The following is a 22,350-nucleotide window of genomic DNA, read 5'->3' as shown; positions in this document are numbered from 1 at the left end:
GAATGATCAAGGCAAAGCGCTTACAGGGGCAAGGGTTCTTTATGTAGTTCGTTTTGTTCCCTTAATGAATTGCCCACAATGACTTGACACTGACTCCCCGCATGCGCCGATTGGCTTTTCGGTTAAAATTCTTTATAATACAACAAAGAACATCCTATATGTGATGGAAGAGGGAGGAACGATAGAGGTGAACCGGCGATTTGTCATCGAAGCCGTAATGATCGCTATATACGGGCAAATGCTGTCCCCGAGTCGGCCGGTCGAATACTTGATTCCGTACTCCTCGATCCTCGAACTGTACGAGATGAAGGAAAGCGTCGAGCCGGTGATGCCGGAACCCGACGATGACGTTCACGTGAAGCAGAAGATCGGCGAGCTGATCGCGTTTTTCGAGGAACCTCTGAACAAGAAGAAGATTGAGCGTTCGCTGCTGGCGCCGTGGCGCAAAAGTCCGCCTCTCCTGGTCAAGGACGGGGTAAGCATCACCGTTGTGAATGCTTCGGAGAATGCGCAATACGGCGAGCTGTTCGATCCGATCGAGACGGAAATCATCTTGACGTCGCTGCGGGAGCAGACGCCCGTGCTGACGGACCAGGTGGAATTTACCGACAGGGTGATCGAGGCGGAGATACCGATTCAGGTATTCGACGTCGACGATTTCGAATTCGCCCTGGAGGCCGACCTGACGACCGAAGATTGGATGACGACGCCTTAAGCAAGCGGCGGGGGGAACAGGACAAGAGGATCTGCCGGATCAGGGAAAAACGGGCGACCGCGATATGCCGCGGTCGCCCGTTCCGTTGTAGTACGCCCAGCATGGGCGTCATCTTTAGGGTGGACCAGTGGATTCGCCGAAGACTGCGTATGTGCCTTTGGAAACCGTGGAAACGGGTACGAACTCGCGAACTTCGGGCGCTAGGGGTACCCGATTGGGCAGCTTTCATGATGGCCAATTCCCGCCGAGGCGCTTGGGAAATGTCCGAAATATAAACAACGCCCTCCCGACTTCCTACTGGGAAGCGAAAGGGCTGAAAAGTCTGCTTTCTCGTGATCTGGAGCTTTGTTAACCTTTTGGAACCGCCGTATGCGGGCCCGCATGTACGGTGGTGTGAGAGGTCGGGGGGTAGCCGCCCCCTCCTACTCGATTTGCGGAGAGAGCCGGTCAGCGGATGCCCAGACGGTCCAGCATCGCCGGTTCCAGCCGGATCGGACCCGGCGGAACGGCATCCAGTCGAAAATACGGCAGCAGATCCCGAGGTTTTGCCGGCTCGGGCTTCGGCAGGCATCCGGCCAGGTAGCCCAGCCAACCGACGATCGTCTCCGGGGATATGCCGGATTGCCGCATCGCTCCGATGCTGGCCGAGCCGTGACGTTTGGCGAGCCGCTGGCCGTCCGGTCCGTACAACAGGGGCACATGGGCGTACCGGGGCGCGGGCAGTCCGAGGGCGTCGAACAGCGCAAGCTGTCTGGGCGTCGAGTCCAGCAGATCGGAGCCCCGGAGCACGTGCGTGACGGCCATGTCCGCATCGTCCGCCACGACGGCAAGCTGGTAAGCGTAGATGCCGTCCGCCCTTTTTACGATAAAGTCGCCGCCGTAGCCCGCAGGGAACGATTGGGGGCCCATCGCGAGATCCTCGAACGCCACAGGCTCGGCAGGCATGACGAAGCGCCAGGAGGGCGTTTTCCGCTCGGCGCGGGTTGCCCGTTCCGGTTCGCTGAGGGTCCGGCAGATGCCCGGATACGCGGGTCCTTCGGCGGCCAGCCCGTGCGGCGCGCTGGCGATCGCGGCCAGCTCGGCCCGGCTGCAGTAGCACGGATACACAAGCCCCTTCGCTTTGAGGACGTGAAGCAGCTCTTCGTAGCGCGCCAGCCGTTCGCTTTGCCGGTAAGGGGAATAGGGACCGCCGAGATCCGGGCCTTCGTCCCAGTCCAGTCCGAGCCAGCGGAGATCCTCCGGAATCGATTCGATATACGCTTGCCGCGAGCGGGGGCCGTCGATGTCCTCGATGCGCAGCAGCATCTCGCCGCCGGCCTGGCGGACCTGCAGCCAAGCCAGCAGGGCGGACCAGGCGTTCCCGAGATGAAGCGGGCCGGAGGGGGTCGGGGCGAATCGTCCTCGTATTTTCATATCGTTCACCTGCCAGTCGTCGGAATCCCGAAAGAAGTAGCAAAAAGAGCAGGAAGCGTATCCCTGCTCTTAACGTTCGATATGGCGGAGCTGACGGGATTCGAACCCGCGGTCTCCTGCGTGACAGGCAGGCATGTTAGGCCTCTACACCACAGCTCCTTAAGCCAAGTGGTATCATAACACGTTCGAACCGCGGGCGCAACCTTTTTTTCTTCAAGCTCCCGTCTCGTTCAGTCAGTGGATGTCGCGTTTTTTAAACCGGCCGCCTTTGACGTCGTGAATGTTGCCGATTGCCAGAAAGGCGGAAGGATCGTTCTCGTCGACGATCGCTTTCATCTTGGCCTCCTCCAGCCGGTTAATCACGCAGAAAATAACCCGTCTGCTGTCTCCGCTGAAGCCGCCCTCGCCGTTCAGGTAGGTGACGCCCCGGCCGAGCCGCTGAATAATGATATCGCCGATCTCCTTGGCGTGGTCGCTGATAATCCACACGGCTTTGGACTCGTCCAACCCTTCGATCGTCAAGTCGATCATCTTGAACGCGATAAAATAAGCGATCAGGGAGTACATCGCCTGATTCCAGTTGAACACGAAACCGGCGGCGGCGAGAATAAAAATATTAAAAAACATGACGATCTCGCCCACGGAAAACGACAACCGCTTGCTGAACAGAATCGCGACGATCTCCGTGCCGTCCAGAGACCCCCCGAACCGGATGACCATGCCAACTCCTGTCCCCAAGATCATGCCGCCGAACACCGCCGCGAGCAGCGGGTCCGTCGTTAGCGGCTTCACCGGATGAAGGAAAAACGTTCCGACGGACATGACCGCAACGCCGTATAGCGTGGAGATGGCGAACGTTTTGCCGATTTGTTTGTAGCCGAGGAACAGAAAGGGAAGGTTCAGCAGGAACAGGAAGACGCCGAGCTTGATTCCGGTCAACTCGGAAGCGAGGATGGAGATGCCGACAATTCCGCCGTCGATGACCTGATTGGGGACGAGGAAAATCTCGAGTCCGACCGATACGAGGACCGCGCCCAGCGTAATGAACAGCGCCCGTTGCAGGATGGCGGGCAGCGCAAGTTTGGGGTGTTGGATCAGATTCGTTTGTGTTTCCGCATTCGGCATCATATTCACCCCGTTCATCAACCTCTATCTCCTATTAATCATAGGGCATTTATAGCCGAAATTCAATGAGCCTCATTGCGTTTGCCGCCGTCCGGCTTTGACAAGAGGCCTCTCGGTTCGTACATTAAGGAATGGGCATAAGCTGAGACGGAGGGGGTTGCTCATGAAGGCGCTGCCGATTGAGTGGGTGCTGCCCGCGCTGCGAACTGCGCTGGACGGCGGAGGAAACGCGGTGCTGATCGCTTCCCCCGGAGCGGGGAAAACGACCCGGGTGCCTCTTGCGCTGAAAGATTCGCAGTGGCTGCAGGGACGCAAGATCGTGATGCTGGAGCCGAGACGGCTGGCGGCGCGTGCGGCGGCTGCCTATATGGCCGGGGAACTCGGGGAGAAGGTCGGAGAAACGGTTGGATATCGGGTGAAACACGACACGAAGGTCGGGCCGTCGACGGTTGTGGAAGTCGTGACCGAAGGCGTTCTGACGCGTATGCTGCAGCGGGACCCGTCGCTGGAGGACGTCGGCCTCGTCATCTTCGACGAGTTCCACGAACGCAACTTGCACGCGGACACGGGACTGGCGCTCTGTCTGCAGGCGCAGGAGCTGTTCCGGCCGGATCTGCGGCTGCTGGCGATGTCTGCGACGATGGAAGGCGAGGCGGTCGCGGAGCTGCTCGGAGGCGCGCCGGTGCTGACCGCTCCGGGGCGCATGTTTCCCGTGGAGACGATCTACGCGGACAAGCGGCCGGAACGCCCGCTCGAAGAGGAAGCCGCGCGGACGATCCGGCGAGCGCTGGCCGAGCATGAAGGCGACGTCCTTGTTTTTTTGCCGGGAGCGGCCGAGATTCGCCGCGTCATGGACAAGCTGGAGCCGGATGAGGGGCTGTGCGTGCAGCCCCTGTACGGACAGTTGACGCAGCGGGAGCAGGACGAGGCGCTCCGGCCCGCGCGGGACGGCCGGCGCAAGGTGGTGCTGGCCACGTCGATCGCGGAGACGAGCTTGACGGTGGAAGGCGTGAGAATCGTCATCGACAGCGGCTGGATGCGGGTTCCGAGATTTTCGCCCCGCACGGGCATGACCCGGCTGGAGACGGTGCGCGTGGCCCGGTCGAGCGCCGATCAGCGCCGGGGCCGCGCCGGACGGACGGCGCCGGGCGTCTGCTACCGGATGTGGACGGAGGCCGAGGACGCCCTGCTGGAGGACCGGGCGAAGCCGGAGATTTTGGAGGCCGACCTGGCGCCGCTGATGCTCGAATTGGCGGTGTGGGGCGTGCGGGACCCTTCGGAGCTGAAATGGCTGGATGCGCCGCCGGCGGCTTCCGTCAGCCAGGCCAAGGAGCTGCTGCGTTCGCTGGACGCCATCGACGACGAGGGAGCGTGTACGGCGCACGGCCGGCAGATGGCGGAGCTCGGAGTGCATCCGAGGCTGGCGCATATGATGCTCCGGGGAGCCGAATCCGGCCTCGCCGGATTGGCGTGCGATCTCGCGGCGCTGCTGTCCGAGCGCGACGTGCTCCGATTCGAGAGGGGATTCGCCGACGCGGACTTGTCTCTGCGGCTGGATGCCGCGTTCGGATACGGCGCGTTGGCCGCGCCGGGCGCGGCCGCGGACGAAGCCGCGTGCCGGCGGGTGCGCCAGGACAGCCGGGAGCTGCGGCGCTCGCTGAGCGCGCGGGATACGCCCGAGCAGGCCGGCGGCAAGGCGCAAGCCGGCTTGCTGCTCGCGTTCGCGTATCCCGACCGGATCGCCAGGAGGCGCCCTGACGGACGCTACCTGCTGGCGGGAGGCCGGGGCGCGGCGTTCGGAACGCGGCAGCGCTTGTCCGGCTGCGAATGGATCGTCGTCGCCGAGCTGGACGACGCGGGAGCGGACGGGCGCATCCTGCTGGCGGCCGAGCTGGCTGAGGCGGATCTGCCGCAAGCGTTCGCGGGGCGCGTGACGGCCGAAGAATCCGTCTGCTGGGACCGGGAGACGGGCTCCGTCCGGGCCGTCCGCAGGCAGCGTCTGGGAGCGATCCTGATCCGGGAGGAGCCGGTCCGCGCTCCCGATCCCGACCGTCAGCTCGAAGCGCTGCTGGCGGGCATCCGCGAGGAAGGACTGGACATCCTGCCGTGGACAGCCGCGACCCGCCAGTGGCGGCAGCGATTGGCGTTCCTGCACCGGATCGACCCCGAGAGCTGGCCGGACGGAAGCGACGAAGCGCTGCTCGGCTCTTTGGAGCAATGGCTCGGGCCGCACGTCGCGGGTTTCCGCAGCCGAAGCGATCTGCAGCGGCTACGGATGGGGGAGGTGCTGGAAACATGGTTGTCCTGGGAGCAGCGCCGCGCCTTCGACGAGCTGGCGCCGACGCATATTCGGGTACCGAGCGGATCGCGAATCGCCGTCGATTACAGCGATCCCGCAGCTCCGGTGCTGGCGGTGCGGCTGCAGGAGCTGTTCGGGCTTCACGACACGCCTCGCCTCGCGAACGGAAGGGTGCCGGTCGTGATTCACCTCCTGTCGCCCGCAGGCCGTCCCGTTCAGGTAACGAGCGATTTGCGCAGCTTTTGGCGGACGGGATATTTCGAAGTGAAGAAAGATCTCAAAGGACGTTATCCGAAGCATTACTGGCCCGACGACCCGCTGGAAGCGGTCGCGACGAACCGGGTGCGGCCCAAGCCGTGAGGGAAAGATTCGAATGTCCCGGAGGACGGCAGGCTCGACAAGCTAGCGGCCCCTGCGCCGCAAGCATTTGCTAGCATGAGGAGACGACGGGGGAGACAGGAATGGATGTACGCATCAGGTTTTTATCGTTTTTCGTCATCCGTACGGAAGGTGATCCGGGCGGCGGCGGGAGCAAGTCGTTCCGGCATTACCGGACGCTTGACCGGGAGAGCTACGAGACGAGCGAGCTGAAGCCGTTCCTGGACGGCGAGTTCGCGCGGATCGTCAAGCGCAAGGCGGAAAAAAATCCGAACACGGATCAGGCTCCCACCAAAATCGGCCGCTTCTTGACGGAGCCGGGTCACGAGCTGACCAGCAATCCGAACTATAACCTGTTCAAGCGGCTGCAGGCGGCCGATTCCGTGGAAGCGTTCCACGCTTCGAGCGACGAATTGGTCCGGCTGTACGCGGACACGAGCGCCGTTCGGGGCGGGGCGATGATTGTTGTTCAGGCGGAACTGCCCAAGCATGCGGAACTGCCGTTTGTGTTCGTGCTCAAGTGCGACTTCGAGCCGAAGATCGCGCGCATCTCGGACGAACGGGGCTTGATCGCCCAAGTCGAGATGGCGATCAGCGCCCGCAATATGAAGTCGATTCAATTTCCCCATATGCCCGAACCGGGGATGATCGAGGAGTGGGAGCTGAAAATCCATCAGGCGTCGCACGCCCGCTATTTCGAAGACTTCCTGAAATTCGTCGCGTACGAGCGGCCGCTGCCGGAGATCGTCAGCGAGCACGTAATCGGCATGGTGCAGCATTATATAGAGGAGAAATGGCGGGGGCTCGAGGAGCACGTCCAAGAGCGGCAGCGCGAGGAGGAAGAGCTGGAGCTCTGGGCCGCCCGCGACAAGCGCGACTTGCAGGAGAAATGGAGCCACGAACAGGTCCGGGACGCAGCCAGGCAGATCGTTCAGATCAAGGAAGACTTGCCGATGGCATTTCGGCTGGACGAGGTGACGGTGCGGGGCAAGCTGTCGGATTACGGCGAGTCGATCCATATCGCCAAGCTGAACGGCCGGTATGTCGTCCTGATCGTCGGCGACCAATTCCAATTCGACCACGGTATGTCGCCGGTCGAGCTGCTGCAGCCCGAGCCGTTCGAGGCCGTCGCCGAACGGCTGGCGGCGGGGCCCGTTCGCGGCCCGGAGCCGGACGACGACGAAGCGCCCTGGGATTAAAGAGCGGACGAATCCGAGGCCGGCATATCCGGCCGCGGGGTCAAGCGCTTCGCGAGTCGCGCGGCTCGCACAGCATCGCGGCCAGCTTTTGCAGCGTCGGCGAGAGATACCGGTTGCGATGCCAGATCAACTGGATATAAAACGGCGGCAGTTCGTTTTCCCGGAACGGGACGGATGCGAGCTGGCCGCTCTCCAGCTCGGACGCGACGGCGAGCTGCGGCAGCAGCGCCGAGCCTAGTCCGATTTTTACGCATTGCTTGATCGCTTCGATGCTTCCGAGCTCCGAGACGACTTGAACCTCGACCTGCTCGTCGCGGATCGAGCGTTCCAAGGCCTCCCGGTACGTGCAGGTGGCCTCGCCCAGAATCAGGGGCTGCGATTGCAGGTCGGCCGCCGTCAATTCCCGGTGCCGAAGCAGTGGATGCCCCGGGGTGCAGACGAGCAGGAGCGGCTCCCGCCGAAGCGGGATCGAGCGCAACTCCGGATCGGACAACGGCGGATCGAGTATCAGGCCGATATCGAGGGCGCCATCGCGTATATTCGCGATGACGTCGTTTTGCGCCGACGGGAAGATTTGCAGATTCGCATTCGGGCATACTTGCCGGAACGCTTGCAGATACGGCGGAAGGAAAAACGCCGTCAGGCTTTCGATCGTACCGATGTGCAGCCTCTCGGGTCCCGACTCCCGCAGCGCTTGCTCGGCCTCGAAGCTCGCTTCGACGATCCGGTCGGCCAAGGGCAGCAGCCGGGCGCCCGCTTCCGTCAGCGCCAGAGTTTTGCCGTTCCGGACGAACAGTTCGGCGCCGTAGTGGCGTTCCAGCTTTTGAATTTGCACCGTGACGCTTGGTTGGGCGTATCCCAGCCGTTCGGCCGCCCTGGTGTAGCTAAGGCAACGCGCGACTTCGCGGAACGTGATGAAGTATTGCAGGTCCATCTTGACATCTCCGCCCTCCCGTGAATGATTGCGATCTGTAATGGATGCCATTAACATCTGTGGCTAATCGCACCGAGTTGACCTATGATATCATAGCTCCACAACACCTGTGAAGGGTGAAAAGAGATATAACGATTGTCGGTCGGAGAGGGTGGAGCTGCATGTGGACGAACCTTTACGAGTTGGAACAATGGATGCTTGAAAACGAGGAAAACGCGAAAAAAGCGGTTGTTCCCGAACGGGGAGTCAGGAGGCGGCGTGCCCCGGTCCAAGCGGCCGGCAGGGTGCTGTGGCTGAATTTGGCGCTGGCACCCGCAGGTGTTTCACTCGTCACCTGGTGTTGAGCGAAAAGGTATGTCCGCCGGTTCGAGGGGCGGGCAATACCTTTTTCGCCTGCTTTGCGCTTGCTTTTCAATAAAGTTCCATTATACTTGGCATATAATGAAATGACCCTAGGTCGACAAGCATGTGAGGAGAGTCGGACGCAGGTATGTCTTGGTCGGATGGAATCGTTCAAAACATATACACGTTAATTTCCATTCTGAACGTGCCGCTGGCCATTACGGTCATTTTTCTGGAACGGCGCAACGTCGGCGTCACCTGGGCGTGGTTGATGGTGCTGCTGTTTCTGCCGGTGGTCGGATTCGTGCTGTACTTGTTTCTCGGGCAAAATCTCAGCCGGCTCAAGCTGTACCGCATTCATCTGGCCAACCAGGGCAAAATCCGCGAATATATCGAACGGCAACGGCGGGATTTCCGCAAGCATCGCGTCGAATTCAACGACCCCGCCATGTCCGCCTACCAGGATCTGATCTACATGAATCTGCTCAGCAGCCACGCCTTGTACACGCAGAACAACAGCGTCGACATCTTCGTCGACGGACCTTCGAAGTTCGACAGCTTGTTCCGGGATATCGCGGAGGCGAAACATCACATTCATCTGATGTATTATATCATCCAGAACGACGAGCTCGGCCGCAAGCTGATCCGGGAGCTGGCCCGCAAGGCGGAGGAAGGGGTCGAGGTGCGCCTGCTGTACGACGACATCGGCAGCTCCGACCTGACGCGGCGTTTTTTTGAGCCGTTGCTGCGTGCGGGCGGACAAGCCGCCGCTTTTTTTCCGTCGCGCATCCCGTATCTGAACATCCGGGTGAATTACCGCAATCACCGCAAGCTGGCGATAATCGACGGGATGTACGGCTACATCGGGGGGTTCAACGTCGGCGACGAATATTTGGGCCGCAGCAACAAATTTGGCCCGTGGCGCGATACGCATCTCCGTCTGAGAGGCGATTCCGTGCTGCAGATGCAGGCGCAGTTCGCGATGGACTGGAATTTGGCCTCCGGCCGGGTGCTGCCGGATCATCCTGATTATTTTCCACGCCTGGAGTCAACGGGGACGGTCGGCGTGCAGATTGTCTCCAGCGGCCCGACCCACGAAATGGAGCAGATCAAAAACGCGTACATCAAAATGATTTTCGAAGCGGAACAGCTGATCTGCATTCAGACGCCATACTTCATCCCGGACGAAAGCGTGCTGAACGCCTTGAAAATCGCGATGCTGTCCGGCGTCGAGCTGCGGATTATGATCCCGGGCAAGCCGGATCACCGGATGGTGTATTGGGCGACGTATTCGCATCTGGGCGAACTGCTGGACTTGGGGGCCAAGTGTTATTTGTACCAGAACGGCTTCCTGCATGCCAAGACGGTCATCGTAGACGGCAAGATCGCTTCGGTCGGCACGGCCAATTTCGATATCCGCAGCTTCAAGCTGAACTTCGAAGTGAACGCGATCCTGTACGACACGGCTACAGTATCCCGGCTTCAGGACATATTCGAGCGGGATACGGCGGACTGCACCGAGTTGACGGCGGAGATGTACCGAGCCCGCTCCCGCATGCAGCGAATCAAGGAGTCGTGCACGCGGCTGATCTCGCCGATTTTGTAAGAGGCATGACTCGGGGCGGAAGTTGAGAGAGAGAGGATTAATGCTTTCAGACTGGGGCTGACTCCGGTAATCGTCGGTGTCAGCTTATTTTATTGTCATATCGAGTAGCCGGGTTGATCGTCGGGAGCGTGTGCATCACCCCTGCAAACCTGTAATGTTATCCCCTTCGTTCAGCATAAAGGAACTAATGCCTGTTGGAATCAGCCTGAACGAACCGGCGTCTACGTTTATCGACGACCGTACCTGCTTTGGAACTTATCCCCTCGAATCAGCTTTATCGGTTAAATCGCCTTGATCTTCATCGAGCCCTAAACAAATAAAGGACGAACCATACTTGTTCCCTAGTTCCAACCAGCGTAAGGTGACCCTGTGACTCCCGATAACCAAGTAGACGGCAAAACATGGACCCGATCGGCAAACGAAGGCGCATGGGATCAAGCCGCCCCGACAAGACAAGGGAGATCATCCCGGTTCTGCCGCGGAGATTGTACGGATTTGCCGATGAGCTCCCGGTATGTGATGGCGGAATAAGCGGAGCATGACTTCAGCGTGCCTGTCAGCATGGATTCGTTACGGATTGCGCAGTTGTACCTGTACACATATTCGTCGAGGTACTTTTGCAAATGTTTTTGGCTGACTCCATAGTAAAGCGAGCCTATCCACATCGTAGCCATTACGAATATTTTTTTGGTAAATCCCCATTCGGTTGCTCCGCGGATCGAACGAATAACCTCAAAATCGGCGCAATTTGGGCAAACGTGCCGGGACCGAAAATTTGGAATGGTATCGTTGAGAGTTGCGGACCGGTCGGTCGAAATCAATTTGATGGATGCGGGTTGCTTCGAGTTTTGAAGGGACATGCCCATGATAACAGGGTATTTCGCAGGGATGGAATCGTAAAGCGGGTAAGGGGTACTGCCGAAAATCCCCGGTATGGCCCGGACCACTCCGGTCAGCAGCCTCCGGCGATCGTATTCGCTCATCTCATGACGTATTTTGTGTAGCATAAGCCACGCCGTTTTATAGGTGACGCCAATGATCAACTTCAGTGTGGACGCCGAGACGCCGATCAACGGGCGAGTCATCAAATAAAGAGCCTGGAACCATTTGGTCAGGGGAGTTCGGCTGCGGCTCATAACGGTGTTCGCGATCAGGGACGTCTGATGCCGGCAATGGGCGCATTGAAATAGAGGCAATCGTCTCGTCTCGATCCGGCAGCATTGACGGCTTCCGCATCGCGGGCAGACGTATCCGTTCGGCCATTTGGCGGCGAAAAGAGCGAGCGCGCACGATTCTTCCGAATGAAATTCATCGGGGAAACGCAGAAATTCCACAGGGTGTCACCACCGACAGGAATATATGTTCGTATTTCGATTATACCGAACATTCGTTCTTGTTTCAACCTTTTTTTAGCGGAAATTGTCATGAACGAGGAGTTGCTGAGCCGACGGGATAACCTTAAAAGAGAGCGGAAGGAGCTTGCGCGATCAAAGCGCGGGGACCATACTGCCTGCCGGCAGAGAACCCCTTAAAGGAAACGCCCCCCTCTTAAGGATCGTCCGGCCGAACCGATAAATGGACACTCGGGGAAAAAGCGTTGTTAGTCCCAAGGCTGAGCGATCGTTAAAAAATCGGCTAGTTTTTTGCTTTCCTGGCGTCTTCGGACGCGCATTTCCGCCCGCTGGGGAGCCGTTTCGTGCAGCTTCAACTCTTCTTCCGATTCGGGTATGACGCCCGGAACGGGTACCGGTCTGTTGTCTTCTCCCAATGCCACAAACGTCAAAAAAGAAGTGGCGGCGATCGTCCGCTCTCCGCTCAGCAAATCCTCCTTCATGACTTTGACGAACACTTCCATGGAGCTCGTGCCGGTCCAAGTGACGAAGGATTCCAACGTAACGGAGTCCGTCGGCCGGATCGGCTGAAGAAAATCGACGGAATCGGTGGATGCGGTCACTACCGATTGGCGGCAGTGTTTGGCGGCGGAGATCGAAGCGATGTCGTCGATGTACGCCATCAGCTTGCCTCCGAATAACGTGTTATGGTTGTTGACATCGGTTGGAAATATACGGGAGGTTTTGAAGCAGCGAGACGCTCGGCAATACCGGCTTTCCTCCATAGAGATCTTCTTCCCTTCGTGTCGAATGTAATTTCTATTGTAAATCACATTTCCATTTTCATACAAGAACACAATAGACTCGGCCCAACAGGTTTCCGGCGCTCCGTCATCGTGTTATATTGGGATCATACCCCAACGAAAGCGGTGATGCGGTTGAAGAAAGCTGTCGCCGTCTTGCTCTTGGTGGCGTTGGCGGTCGTTACATATGCGTACACCAACTCGCCGGATCAAGATCCGTACCGGATTACCGATTACAGCAGGCTGCGGCCGGTTAAAGTCGAGCGTGTCGTCGCCGGGCGCGAGGAGGAGCAGCTTGCGGCGATCGTCCGGGAAGCGCGCGAGAGAGGGATTCCCGTGTCGGTCGCGGGTCAACGGCACAGCCAGGGCGGCCATACTTATTATCGCGACGGAATTGTCGTCGATATGACGACGTATAACCGGGTGCTGGAGGTCGATCCCGAACGGCGCACGATCAGAGTGCAAGCCGGCGCCACATGGGAGGACGTGCAAGAGGCGATCAATCCGTACGGTTTATCCGTGAAGCAGATGCAATCGCAGAACATCTTCACCGTCGGGGGTTCGGTCAGCATCAATGCGCACGGCCGGGACATCCGGAACGGTTCGTTGATAAAAAGCGTCGAATCGTTTCGGTTATTGACGCCGGATGGCGGCATTCTGAATGTCAGCCGGACGGAGAATGCGGACTGGTTTCCTCTGGCGCTGGGAGGCTACGGTTTGTTCGGCATCATCTTGGACGTGACGTTGTCGCTTACGGACGACGAAGTCTACCGGATGCGCACCGAAGAGTTCCCGGTCGAGGATTACGAGCGTTATTTCCGGGAAGAAGTGCTGGGCAATCCCGATGTCCGCATGCATATCGCCAGAGTGTCGGTTTCGCCCGAGCAGCTTTTGACCCGGATGTACGCCGTAAACTACGAGTTGGCGCGTGATCTGCGATTGGAAGATTATCGGCGGCTGCGCCGCGGCGAAAGCGGGGTTGCGCCGGCCAAAGCGATGTTCGCGCTGAACCGGATGTACGGCTGGGGGAAAAACGTATTTTGGCGGATGCAGTCCAAGCTGTACGCCCATCAGGACGGGACCGCGATCAGCCGCAACAACGCGATGCGGGGAGCAACGGCTTTTATGGAATACCAGGTGCCGGGACGGAATGATTTACTGCAAGAATATTTTATACCGTTAAATAAATTCGATGAGTTTATAAACAGCCTTCGCGAGATTTTGAAGGAAGAAGAAATCTTGAATTTGCTGAATATTACGGTCCGTTACGTCCACCAAGACACGGAAGCCGTGTTGTCGTATGCCAGGGAGGAGATGTTCGCGCTCGTTTGTTTGTTCCATGTGCCGCTGACCGGTCGCGGACAGGAGGAGATGCGCCGTGCCATTCGCCGCGTGGTCGACGAATCGCTCCGGCAAGGCGGAACGTACTACCTGCCTTATGCGCCTTATCCGTCGATCGCGCAATTCCGCGCCGCTTATCCCGAACAAGCCCGGTTTTTCGCGGAAAAGGATCGGCGCGACCCCGGACTCGTGTTCCGCAACTACTTTTACGACGATTACAGGGGGGAGTAGCGGATGTCCGTCCACTGGCTGATTCGTTCGCAAAGCCTATTCACGATGGCCGCAGGCATGATTTATCCGTATTACCTGCTGTTTCTGAAAAACCTCGGCAACAGTTATGCGAAGTACGGGCTGGCGTTTGCGGTGTTTACGATCTGCTCCGCTATGGCGTCGCAGGTGCTGGCGGGACGCCTTGACCGGGCAGGGCGGTCGATGATGATCATAAGCTCGCTCGGCATGATGGCTTCGATGCTCGCGTTCCCGTGGGTGACCTCCTATGTGCTCGTATTGGCGCTTCAGGCGTTGATGGGCGCGTGCAACGCCATGCAGAAGATGGGCGAACGCCAGCTTCTTGCGGATCTGACGCAACCGGGGGCTAGGGGGCCGGCCATAGGCTCCTATCATTTCTGGACGTCGGTGGCATCCGGGTTTGCGGTAATTTTGGCCGGGTATGCGATCGACTGGCTGACGATCGATGTGATGTTCTACGCGAGCGCCGCTCTATACGGCGTCAGCGCGTGGGTTATGAGAAAGCGTCCGTCCGGTGTATAATCAAAGGGAAAATCAGACGCCTCCGGCCCAAGGCCGGAGCGAGCTTTTGAAGAGGAGGAACCGAATGTGACGGCAACGGGAGAACGGCTGCTCGTCTTCGCCGGATCTTACGCGGAGGAAACGGGCGACGGTGTGTATGTCTATGAACTGATCGAGGAAACGGGCGAGCTTCGCTTGTTGAATGCGTACGGGGGGCTGAAAAACCCGACCTTCCTTAACGTGGACCCGGACAACCGGAAATTGTACGCCATCGCGGAAGGGACAGGCGAGGACGGAGCGAAAACCGGACAGGCGGTGTCGTTCGCGATCGATCCCGCGGCGGGAGCTTTAACCTTGTTGAACAAGGCGCCGACGGTGCCTGCCCCGACATGCCACATCCAGCGCGATTCCGCAAGCCGGTATTTGCTGACCGTCAGCTACCACGGAGGATTGGTCGGTCTGAATTCGATCGCCGAGGACGGCACGGTAGGGGAAGCGCTTGACATCAAACGGCATACAGGCGGCTTGGGACCGGCTCCTCAGGACCGTCCGCATCCTCATTCCGCTTTCCTGTCCCCGGATGAAAAATTCGTGCTCGTCCCCGATCTCGGATTGGACTGCATTTTTGTCTACAGTTTCGATAGAGAGGCGGAAAAGCTCGTTACGCACGGAGAGGCGACCGTCGACAACGGCTCGGGACCGCGGCATCTCGTTTTCCGGCCGGACGGAAAATTTGTTTATGTCATTAATGAACTGAATTCGACGATTACGGTATTCCGTTACGATGCCGCTGAAGGGCGGCTGGAGCGGGTGGAGACGGTGCCGACGCTGCCGGAAGACTATTCGGGCGTCAATGCCTGCGCCGAAATCGCGGTCTCCCCGGACGGACGCTATATCTACGGATCGAACCGCGGCCACGACAGCATCGTCGTGCTGGCTTCGGACCCGTCGACCGGGCGTCTGTCCCTCGTTCAGCATATCGGTTCGGGAGGCGGCCATCCCCGTCATTTCGCGCTGACGCCGAAAGGCGACTACCTGCTGTCGGCGAACCGCGACTCGAACAACATCGTGACTTATCGCGTCCATCCGGACAGCGGGCGGCTCGAACCGACCGGATACAGTGTCACGGTCTCGAAGCCGGTCTGCGTCCGTCCCGTATACATGTAACCTGCTGCCTTTATTGCATGTTAACGCCCGCGTTCGGCGCCGCGCTGCCGTCCGCGGGTTTTGTTTTGCGGTTGTGCAGCTTGATCGGGCGATTGTTATGCACGATTTCGCGCCAATTGAAATCGCCCCGCTGCAACGCGCGCACCAGCAGCTCGGCCGTGGCCATGTTCGTCGCCACCGGAATGCCGTACACGTCGCAAATGCGCAGAAGCGCGTTGATATCGGGCTCGTGCGGCTGCGCGACAAGCGGGTCTCGGAAAAAGATCAGCAAATCGAGTTCGTTTTGGGCGATCATCGCTCCCAGTTGCTGGTCTCCGCCCAACGGTCCGGACATAAAGCAGAAGATCGACAAGGAGGTCGCTTCCATAATTTTTTTGCCGGTCGTGCCGGTGGCGTAAAGATGATGGCCTTGGAACAGCTTTTCGTAAGCGATCGTGAAGTTGACCAGCTCTTCTTTTTTTCGATCGTGCGCGACAAACGCCACATTCATGGAGGATCACCTCAAGTCTTTAATGTTATATATAATAACATAAAAATGGCGTTTTGTGTGATGGGTTGGTCGTTTTTTTGATAAAATAGGAGCTGTTCGAAGGTTTTTGTGTAATATAAAGTGACATAAACCCGATGCCGATGGCGTTGTCTGTGCCATACACGTTCCGGCCGTACGGCGTTTCGTGTAACGCGCTTAAAGATGCCGGCGGTTAGAAAAAAATAAACGGGCCGCCGCATTCGCCCGTTTTTGTTTGAAAAGTATGCCTCCCGAGGGTTACGCCTCGGCTTTTGTCGATATCGGACGCAATGGAATTCCTCGCCGTTCCACCCACCAAGTGCTTCCGAGAAGGGCGGCGATGCCGAGCGCCGCAAAAACGGGGAACCACAAACCGGCCCAATGCCCGGCTTGCAGCCACAACCCCATAGCCAGGGAGGGAATTAGAGGCTCGCCGTAAGCCTTCCACCAGTTCAGACGGAATCCTTCGAGGAAGAAAAAGCCGATCATCGCCATCGCGGATAGGGCCCAGCCCCCGGTATACACCCAGACGGCCCAGACCGGATGGCTGCCGACAACGGCGGGCACCAGGGCTATGACGGGCGCGCCCGCAACGATCATGACCCAGAAATTCGCCCGCGTCCGACCCATGCCGGCCAAGATGCTGCCCCCGAGCCGGCCGACCGAGGAGAACAAGACTCCCAGCGCCAGCAGACGGATGTAAATGCCGGAATCCTCGTTTACATATTGCGCCCCGAAGAGAAAGCCGTTGATGTCGTCCGGATACAAGCAGATCAGCGTCGTCAACGGGTACAGCAGCAGGTTGTTGTACCGGACGCACAGCGTGCCTCTGCGGACGCTTTCCTCATGGTCCCGCGAGCTTTCGGCCACAAACGGGAAGGTGACGATCATAAACGCCCACGTGACGATGCCGATGAAACCCGTGATGCGCGAAGCGTTCGCCAGGTGACCGACGGCCACCACGGAAGCCGATCCGATCATCATCACCAGGAACGGCTGCTGAAACGCCTTGGCGATGTTGCCCGCCCAGCCGGGCAGGCCGAATTTCATCATGCCGCGCATCTCGGACAACGAGATCGGACCGATCCAGCGAGGTTTATGCACACGTGAAACACGCAACAAAATAAAAAGAGCGGTTGCCATGGAGCCGATTCCCATCCAGAACGAAACGCTCGTCAAAACTGTCGTATGGCCGATCGGCAAGAGCACGCCCAGCACGGTGCCCAGCGTCGAGAACGTCGTATTGACGACCATAAAAAACGCCTGCGTCTTGAAATCGCGGTTGCCCGAAAACGACGAAACCCCGATGTTCACGACGGACGTAAACAGAATCATGATCGTTCCGACGCACAATCCTTGGCGAAGCGCCGGCAGTCCGTACGCATCCGCAAGCAATGGAGAGGATAGGGCGACAAGCAAGCAGAGCACGCCCGCAAAAAACAAGCTGCCGAGCAGAGCGTGCCGCAGCTTGTTCAGCACCGCGTCCTGCTTGTCGGTCGAAAACGCATACACCAGAGACGACGTGAAGCCGACGTTGAGAAACAGGGTGATCATGCCGAAAATTTGCAGAAGCAGGTTGACTTCTCCGAATGCGACAGGGTCGTTCAACACCCGGGCGAGAACGATGCTTCCGGCGGTTTGCAGCAGTTGGTTGACGAACAGGCCGAGCGCAATGACGGAAACGCTTCGCAGCAAAAACCGCTGATTGTTGCTTAACGAGCCGGTGAGACTGGACAAGCTGTCTGTCATCTCCTTCGCGAATAAGGCCTTAATGAATTATCAGCATTATAAATCCGGCGGCGGGATTCATCAAGGCCTAATGCGAAACCGCTTGCGGTAGTCCCGCGGCGATAATCCCTCGTATTTGGCGAAGCAGGTGCTGAAGTAGGACGGCTGGGTAAACCCGACTTGCTCCGCAACCCGGTGGATCGGCAGATCGGTCTGCAGCAGATAGAGCTTGGCCTGCTCCAATCTGTACCGAGTCAAGTATTCGATCGGGGAGCAGCCGAGTTCCTTCTGCATGCACCGGGCGATATAGACGGGGTGGAAGTTCAGCGCTTCGGCGAGCGAGCCGATCGTGATGTCCTCGCTGTAATGCATGCGAATATACGATGCGGCCCGCTCGGCGACGTTCGCGCCCGGCAGCACGGTATGAAGATCGAGCGATGCGTTGAGCAGTTCCAGCACCTGCTGGAAGATCAATTGATGCTTCCATCGGGCCCAATTGTGATGCGAGTCGCGCTCCAGCCCGATCAATTGGTCCAGCTTCTCGTACAGCATCGACGGCTGTGTCAACCGGACGAACTGGGGCAGCATCATCGAAAACGTATGCACGGTGAAGGCGTTGCGGACTCGGGATTCGGACGGCGGCTCGATCGACGGGTTGTCCGTCGCGCGCCAGGCGCCTTCTGTTCCGAAATGAAGCCAATACGCCCCCGTCTGCTCCTTGCACCCTTCGTACCCGTAGTGATGCCGGTCCGGCCGCAGGATAAGGGCGTGCCCCGCGCTCACCTCGTACCGGCGTTCTTCCTCGCCGACATACAAGCAGCCGAACGATACGACCAGCAGATCGAACACGCCGATATCGCGGCGGTTCAGATGCTTGAACCCTTTGGGCAAGACGTCGTATCCGCCGGCGATGTAATGGGGCAGGGGCGGCGCGGTGAATTCGAGGATCGGCAAGGGAAGGCACCTCCGAAGGATTGGCTGTTGCGCTTGAGTTGCAAAATTAAAAGTTTTGGTTCGAAACCTAGCACATCTCCTTTAGTATAGGCCTTATAATGTGGATTGACCAGTTTGGATGTATGGAATTCGAAACGAATAGCACTCGGAGGGAGCCTCATTGTCGTACGCAACGCGGAACATGTCTCTTTGGGTGTTGGCATGGCCCATTTTTCTTGAAATGCTGCTTCAGTTCGCGTTGGGAGCGGCGGACACGCTGATGGTCAGCCGCATCTCCGATGACGCGGTGGCGGTTGTCGGCATCGCGAATCAATTGTTTAATGCGGTTAACATTCTATTTATGTCCATCGCCAACGGCGCGGGCATTCTGATCGCGCAGAAGCTGGGCGCGGGACGTCTCGACGAAGCGCGGACCACCGGCATGATCAGCCTCAAGGTCTGCACCGCGATCGGCTTCGCCGTCAGCGTCCTGCTCGTGGCGGGCGCGGGACCGATCACGCGCATGCTGCAAATGCCGGAGGAGCTCTGGCCGCTGGGTGAGACGTACATCGCCACCGTCGGCGGAGGGATGACGTTTCTCGCGATCATGTCGGCGTTAAGCGCCGTCGTGCGAAACACCGGGAACACCCGATCCCCCATGATGGTCGGGGTCGGCATCAACGTCCTCCACGTGCTGATGAACTACGTCGTCATCTACGGTGCGTTGGGCGTGCCCCAGCTCGGTCTGCAAGGAGTCGCCTGGTCGACGACGATCAGCCGGATCATCGGAGCCCTGCTGCTGCTGTACATGTTCCGGCACGCGTTCTCGGTCCGATACGAGTTGCGCGATCTTCGCCTGTTCGACCGGGGATTGTTCCGCGAGACGGTCAAGCTTAGCTGGCCGCTGGGCGTGCATATGTCGTGCTGGTGCTTCACGCAGCTTGTGCTGTTTGCGATGGTCGCCAGCCTGGGAGCGGCCGAACTAAGCGCCCGTACCTATATGAACACGCTGGAATCGTTCTGCTTCACGATCGGTTCGGCCATCGCGACGGCCGGTCAAATCCGCATCGCGCATCTGTACGGGGCGGGGCAATGGAAGCTCGCTTACAAAGACTCGTACCGCGTCCTGTGGATCGGACTCGCCTTCGTGCAGGCCAACGCCCTGCTGCTGTACGGCTTCGGCGGTCCCGTCCTGGGCTTGTTCACGTCGGATTCGAACATCGTATCCATCGGCGTCTCGCTGCTGGCGCTGAATCTGCTGCTTCAGCCGTCCAAGATGCTGAATATGGCGTTAAACAGCGCGTTGACCGGCGTCGGCGATACGCGGTCGATCATGTGGGTCGGCATCCCCTCGATGTGGGCGGTCTCGGTCGGCCTGTCATTTGCGCTTGGCTTCGGAGCGGGCTGGGGACTTGCGGGCATCTATACGGCGATGATTGTTGACGAATGCGTGAGGGGCTTCCTGCTGCTGCTGCGGTGGAGATTCCACCGGAAGCGGCTGACCGGGGAGCAGCCTCCGCAGCCGGACCTCCAGCCCCGCACTGCAGCATACACCATCTGAAAGCGGCCATCTGAGCGCCGCGACAAAAAGGAGAAACGGTTCATGACACCGCAATCGCACTCACTGAACCCGTACAGTCCGTGGGGAACGGTGGACATCCGTTCCGCCGGACCGCGCTGCAAGATGCTGATCGGCGATCTGAACGGGGACGGGCGCATGGAACTGCTGCTCGTCCAGCCCGACGACCGCCAGGACGTCCGGTATATTCCGCATCAGGTGCAATGCTTGACCGCTTTCGACCTGCGCGGGAACCGGCTGTGGCAGACGGGAAAACCCAGCGATAACGCGGGCAGCCAGGGCTCCGACTACCCGGCGCAAATCTGCGATTGGGACGGGGACGGCAGGCTGGAGGTCATCTGCGTGATGGACGGCAAGTTCCTCGTGCTGGACGGAGCGACCGGGTCCGTCAAGCGATCGCACGAGCTGCCCGATCCCCATGCCCACGATTGTCTGATCGTCGCCAACCTGACGGGGCGTGCATGGCCCGGAGACATCATCCTCAAGGACCGGTACAAGCGGCTGTGGGCCTTGGATAACGACTGGAATCCGTTGTGGACGCATGAAGGCAACGTCGGGCATTTCCCCTGGGCGCAGGATTGGAACGGCGACGGCCGCGACGAGGTGATGGCCGGATACGATATGCTGGACCATACGGGCCGGGTGCTGTGGTCGTGCCGCGATCTGGAGGACCATGCGGATTGCATCATGACCGGGGACGTGAACGGCGACGGCGAGCTGGAGCTGGTGATCGGCGGAAGCGTCACGATCATGACGGACCGGCACGGCAAGGAGTTGTGGCGCTACGCCGGTTCGGTCGAATCCCAGCACGTGGCGCTCGGCAAATTCAGGGCCGATCTGCCGGGGCTGCAAATCGCGGGCTTGGACCGGCTGGTGCGGGAAGACCAGGGCATTAAGCGGCAGGGTAAGGATGCGATCTTCCTGCTGGACGCCGAAGGGCGCGAAGTGTGGAAGGAAGACCGCAAAACAAGCGGCTGGCTGACGATCATCGAGACGATGAGGAATTGGGACGACGGTCCGCTCGACTATATCCTCGCTTATCGCCGGGGAGGGGGAATCCGCCCGACGCTGTACGACGGCGATCTGAATCCGATCGTCGGGTTCCCGGTCGACGGTTATGTCGTGCACGGCGATCTGATCGGCTCGGGGCACGAACAGGTCGTCATCTACGACGATTTTACCGCTTCGATCTTCGGCAAATATCCGGCGGATTTGTCGGCTCCGCCGTCCGGCACGCCGCTCCCCCAGCCCCGAAGGCTGTACAGCTCGACGCTGTATCCCGGCGGGCACTACGAATAATTTATACTCCCGCGTGTCGGCGCGGGAGTTTTTGCTGTTATAATGTAACCTAGTACGCAAAAACGCGGGAAGGTGGAGCTAGTGGGAAAGGCCGGACATATGGCGAGAGCTTTCGCAATTCGCGTTGCTCTACTCGCAGCGGCAAGCTTGGTTTCGGCAGCGTCCGGATGTTCGGGCAACGCGCCGGACAAGGCGGAGCGGCGGATCGAATTAACGGTATCGGCCGCCGCCAGTCTGACGGACGCGCTCAAGGAAGCGGGCGACGCTTACGAATCGGAACGAAGCGATATTCAATTGTCATACAATTTCGGATCGTCGGGAGCGCTTCAGCGGCAGATCGAGCAGGGAGCGCCCGCCGACCTGTTCCTCTCCGCGGCTCAATCTCCGATGCAGGCGTTGGCCGACAATGGCTTGATCTCGCGGCATGCCGTCTGGCTGACCAATGAGCTTGTTGCGGTGCAGCCTGCCGATGCGCCGTTGAAGCTGGGGCGGGAGGCGGATCTGCTGCAGCCGGGCATCGATATTGTGGCCATCGGCATCCCGGAGAGCGTCCCGGCCGGGAGCTATGCGAAGCAAGCGCTGGAGAACGCCGGGCTGTGGGACGCCCTTCAGCCGAAGACCGTGCAGGCGAAGGACGTGCGGCAAGTGCTGCAATACGTCGAAAGCGGCAACGCGGACATCGGCTTCGTCTATAAAACCGACGCCTTGACGTCGAAGAAAGCGTCGATCTCTTTCCGGGTAGACCCTTCCTTATCCCCCGCAGTCGAGTACCCGATCGGGATCGTAAGCGCGTCGAAGCATCCGGAACAAGCCGAAGATTTTTACCGCTATCTGCAATCGAAAAAAGCGCTCGAAATCTTCGTCAAGTACGGTTTCTCCGTACCCGGGGGATCGTGACAG

At 59.3% G+C, this 22,350-nt stretch carries 19 protein-coding genes, 1 tRNA gene and 1 pseudogene; 12 read left to right on the top strand and 9 right to left on the bottom strand.

Translation table 11 applies throughout. The features are described 5' to 3' along the window. Positions 1 to 187: 187 nt before the first annotated feature. Together FE781_RS14230 and FE781_RS17860 are read left to right on the top strand one after the other, a co-directional pair. Positions 188 to 715: an ADP-heptose synthase gene (locus tag FE781_RS14230; protein WP_138790293.1), complete on the top strand. Its 528-nt coding sequence runs from the start codon at positions 188 to 190 to the stop codon at positions 713 to 715. 119 nt (positions 716 to 834) lie between these two features. Beyond that, positions 835 to 1,067: pseudogene (locus FE781_RS17860) on the top strand (group II intron reverse transcriptase/maturase); the annotation flags it as partial. Positions 1,068 to 1,162: 95 nt separating this feature from the next. Here the strand turns inward: FE781_RS17860 and gluQRS are convergent. The 3 genes from gluQRS to FE781_RS14210 all read right to left on the bottom strand — a co-directional run bounded on the left by gluQRS (position 1,163) and on the right by FE781_RS14210 (position 3,253). Continuing rightward, positions 1,163 to 2,128, bottom strand: coding sequence for a tRNA glutamyl-Q(34) synthetase GluQRS (gene gluQRS / locus FE781_RS14220; protein WP_211346370.1), 966 nt, complete (start codon positions 2,126 to 2,128; stop codon positions 1,163 to 1,165). A gap of 82 nt (positions 2,129 to 2,210) precedes the next feature. Continuing rightward, positions 2,211 to 2,287: transfer RNA gene (locus FE781_RS14215), tRNA-Asp, on the bottom strand. A gap of 75 nt (positions 2,288 to 2,362) precedes the next feature. Continuing rightward, on the bottom strand, positions 2,363 to 3,253 hold the full coding sequence (locus FE781_RS14210) for a YitT family protein (protein ID WP_246068186.1): 891 nt from the start codon (positions 3,251 to 3,253) through the stop codon (positions 2,363 to 2,365). Between the two features lie 163 nt (positions 3,254 to 3,416). Between FE781_RS14210 and hrpB the strand changes: the two genes are divergently transcribed. Both hrpB and FE781_RS14200 read left to right on the top strand, forming a co-directional pair. Next, complete coding sequence (hrpB, locus tag FE781_RS14205; protein WP_138790291.1) at positions 3,417 to 5,912, top strand: ATP-dependent helicase HrpB; 2,496 nt, start codon at positions 3,417 to 3,419, stop codon at positions 5,910 to 5,912. 101 nt (positions 5,913 to 6,013) lie between these two features. Continuing rightward, positions 6,014 to 7,129, top strand: a complete 1,116-nt coding sequence (locus FE781_RS14200) for a DUF3900 domain-containing protein (protein WP_138790290.1) — start codon at positions 6,014 to 6,016, stop codon at positions 7,127 to 7,129. Positions 7,130 to 7,169: 40 nt separating this feature from the next. On the opposite strand, the gene FE781_RS14195 is transcribed toward FE781_RS14200, so the two are convergent. Further along, positions 7,170 to 8,063: a LysR family transcriptional regulator gene (locus FE781_RS14195; protein WP_170209554.1), complete on the bottom strand. Its 894-nt coding sequence runs from the start codon at positions 8,061 to 8,063 to the stop codon at positions 7,170 to 7,172. Positions 8,064 to 8,224: 161 nt separating this feature from the next. Here FE781_RS14195 and FE781_RS14190 point away from each other — a divergent pair, with 161 nt between their 5' ends. Beyond that, the gene (locus tag FE781_RS14190; protein ID WP_138790288.1) at positions 8,225 to 8,407 is read left to right on the top strand and encodes a hypothetical protein; all 183 of its coding nucleotides are present in this window, start codon (positions 8,225 to 8,227) and stop codon (positions 8,405 to 8,407) included. Positions 8,408 to 8,553: 146 nt separating this feature from the next. Next, the gene (gene cls, locus FE781_RS14185; protein ID WP_138790287.1) at positions 8,554 to 10,011 is read left to right on the top strand and encodes a cardiolipin synthase; all 1,458 of its coding nucleotides are present in this window, start codon (positions 8,554 to 8,556) and stop codon (positions 10,009 to 10,011) included. Between the two features lie 434 nt (positions 10,012 to 10,445). Here cls and FE781_RS14180 read toward each other — a convergent pair whose 3' ends face one another. Both FE781_RS14180 and FE781_RS14175 read right to left on the bottom strand, forming a co-directional pair. Next, on the bottom strand, positions 10,446 to 11,345 hold the full coding sequence (locus FE781_RS14180; RefSeq protein WP_138790286.1) for a transposase: 900 nt from the start codon (positions 11,343 to 11,345) through the stop codon (positions 10,446 to 10,448). Positions 11,346 to 11,611: 266 nt separating this feature from the next. Further along, positions 11,612 to 12,127 carry an acyl-CoA thioesterase gene (locus FE781_RS14175; RefSeq protein WP_138790285.1) on the bottom strand — a complete coding sequence of 172 codons (516 nt, stop codon included), beginning with the start codon at positions 12,125 to 12,127 and terminating at the stop codon, positions 11,612 to 11,614. A 147-nt stretch (positions 12,128 to 12,274) separates the two neighbouring features. On the opposite strand from FE781_RS14175, the gene FE781_RS14170 reads away from it, so the two are divergent. The 3 genes from FE781_RS14170 to FE781_RS14160 all read left to right on the top strand — a co-directional run bounded on the left by FE781_RS14170 (position 12,275) and on the right by FE781_RS14160 (position 15,403). Then, on the top strand, positions 12,275 to 13,717 hold the full coding sequence (locus FE781_RS14170) for an FAD-binding oxidoreductase (RefSeq protein ID WP_211346369.1): 1,443 nt from the start codon (positions 12,275 to 12,277) through the stop codon (positions 13,715 to 13,717). 3 nt (positions 13,718 to 13,720) lie between these two features. Further along, on the top strand, positions 13,721 to 14,257 hold the full coding sequence (locus tag FE781_RS14165) for an MFS transporter (protein ID WP_138790284.1): 537 nt from the start codon (positions 13,721 to 13,723) through the stop codon (positions 14,255 to 14,257). Between the two features lie 66 nt (positions 14,258 to 14,323). Further along, a complete protein-coding gene (locus FE781_RS14160; protein WP_138790283.1) occupies positions 14,324 to 15,403 on the top strand; it encodes a lactonase family protein in 1,080 nt (359 codons plus the stop codon). Between the two features lie 10 nt (positions 15,404 to 15,413). Here FE781_RS14160 and mgsA read toward each other — a convergent pair whose 3' ends face one another. The 3 genes from mgsA to FE781_RS14145 form a co-directional block, all read right to left on the bottom strand. Then, positions 15,414 to 15,893 carry a methylglyoxal synthase gene (gene mgsA / locus FE781_RS14155; RefSeq protein ID WP_138790282.1) on the bottom strand — a complete coding sequence of 160 codons (480 nt, stop codon included), beginning with the start codon at positions 15,891 to 15,893 and terminating at the stop codon, positions 15,414 to 15,416. Positions 15,894 to 16,169: 276 nt separating this feature from the next. After that, positions 16,170 to 17,648 (bottom strand): oligosaccharide flippase family protein, encoded by a 1,479-nt coding sequence (locus FE781_RS14150; protein ID WP_246068183.1) that lies wholly within the window; start codon positions 17,646 to 17,648, stop codon positions 16,170 to 16,172. A gap of 72 nt (positions 17,649 to 17,720) precedes the next feature. Next, positions 17,721 to 18,593 carry a helix-turn-helix transcriptional regulator gene (locus FE781_RS14145; protein WP_138790280.1) on the bottom strand — a complete coding sequence of 291 codons (873 nt, stop codon included), beginning with the start codon at positions 18,591 to 18,593 and terminating at the stop codon, positions 17,721 to 17,723. A 160-nt stretch (positions 18,594 to 18,753) separates the two neighbouring features. Here FE781_RS14145 and FE781_RS14140 point away from each other — a divergent pair, with 160 nt between their 5' ends. The 3 genes from FE781_RS14140 to modA all read left to right on the top strand — a co-directional run bounded on the left by FE781_RS14140 (position 18,754) and on the right by modA (position 22,347). After that, positions 18,754 to 20,133 (top strand): MATE family efflux transporter, encoded by a 1,380-nt coding sequence (locus FE781_RS14140; protein ID WP_246068182.1) that lies wholly within the window; start codon positions 18,754 to 18,756, stop codon positions 20,131 to 20,133. A gap of 42 nt (positions 20,134 to 20,175) precedes the next feature. Next, the gene (locus FE781_RS14135) at positions 20,176 to 21,450 is read left to right on the top strand and encodes an FG-GAP-like repeat-containing protein (RefSeq protein ID WP_138790278.1); all 1,275 of its coding nucleotides are present in this window, start codon (positions 20,176 to 20,178) and stop codon (positions 21,448 to 21,450) included. A gap of 99 nt (positions 21,451 to 21,549) precedes the next feature. Next, positions 21,550 to 22,347 carry a molybdate ABC transporter substrate-binding protein gene (modA, locus tag FE781_RS14130; protein WP_138790277.1) on the top strand — a complete coding sequence of 266 codons (798 nt, stop codon included), beginning with the start codon at positions 21,550 to 21,552 and terminating at the stop codon, positions 22,345 to 22,347. Positions 22,348 to 22,350 lie beyond the last annotated feature (3 nt).

The organism is Paenibacillus thermoaerophilus (assembly GCF_005938195.1).
Classification (GTDB): Bacteria; Bacillota; Bacilli; order Paenibacillales; family Reconciliibacillaceae; genus Paenibacillus_W; species Paenibacillus_W thermoaerophilus.
The sequence above is the reverse complement of the archived record's forward strand: the minus strand, read 5'-3'. Positions and strand labels throughout refer to the sequence as shown.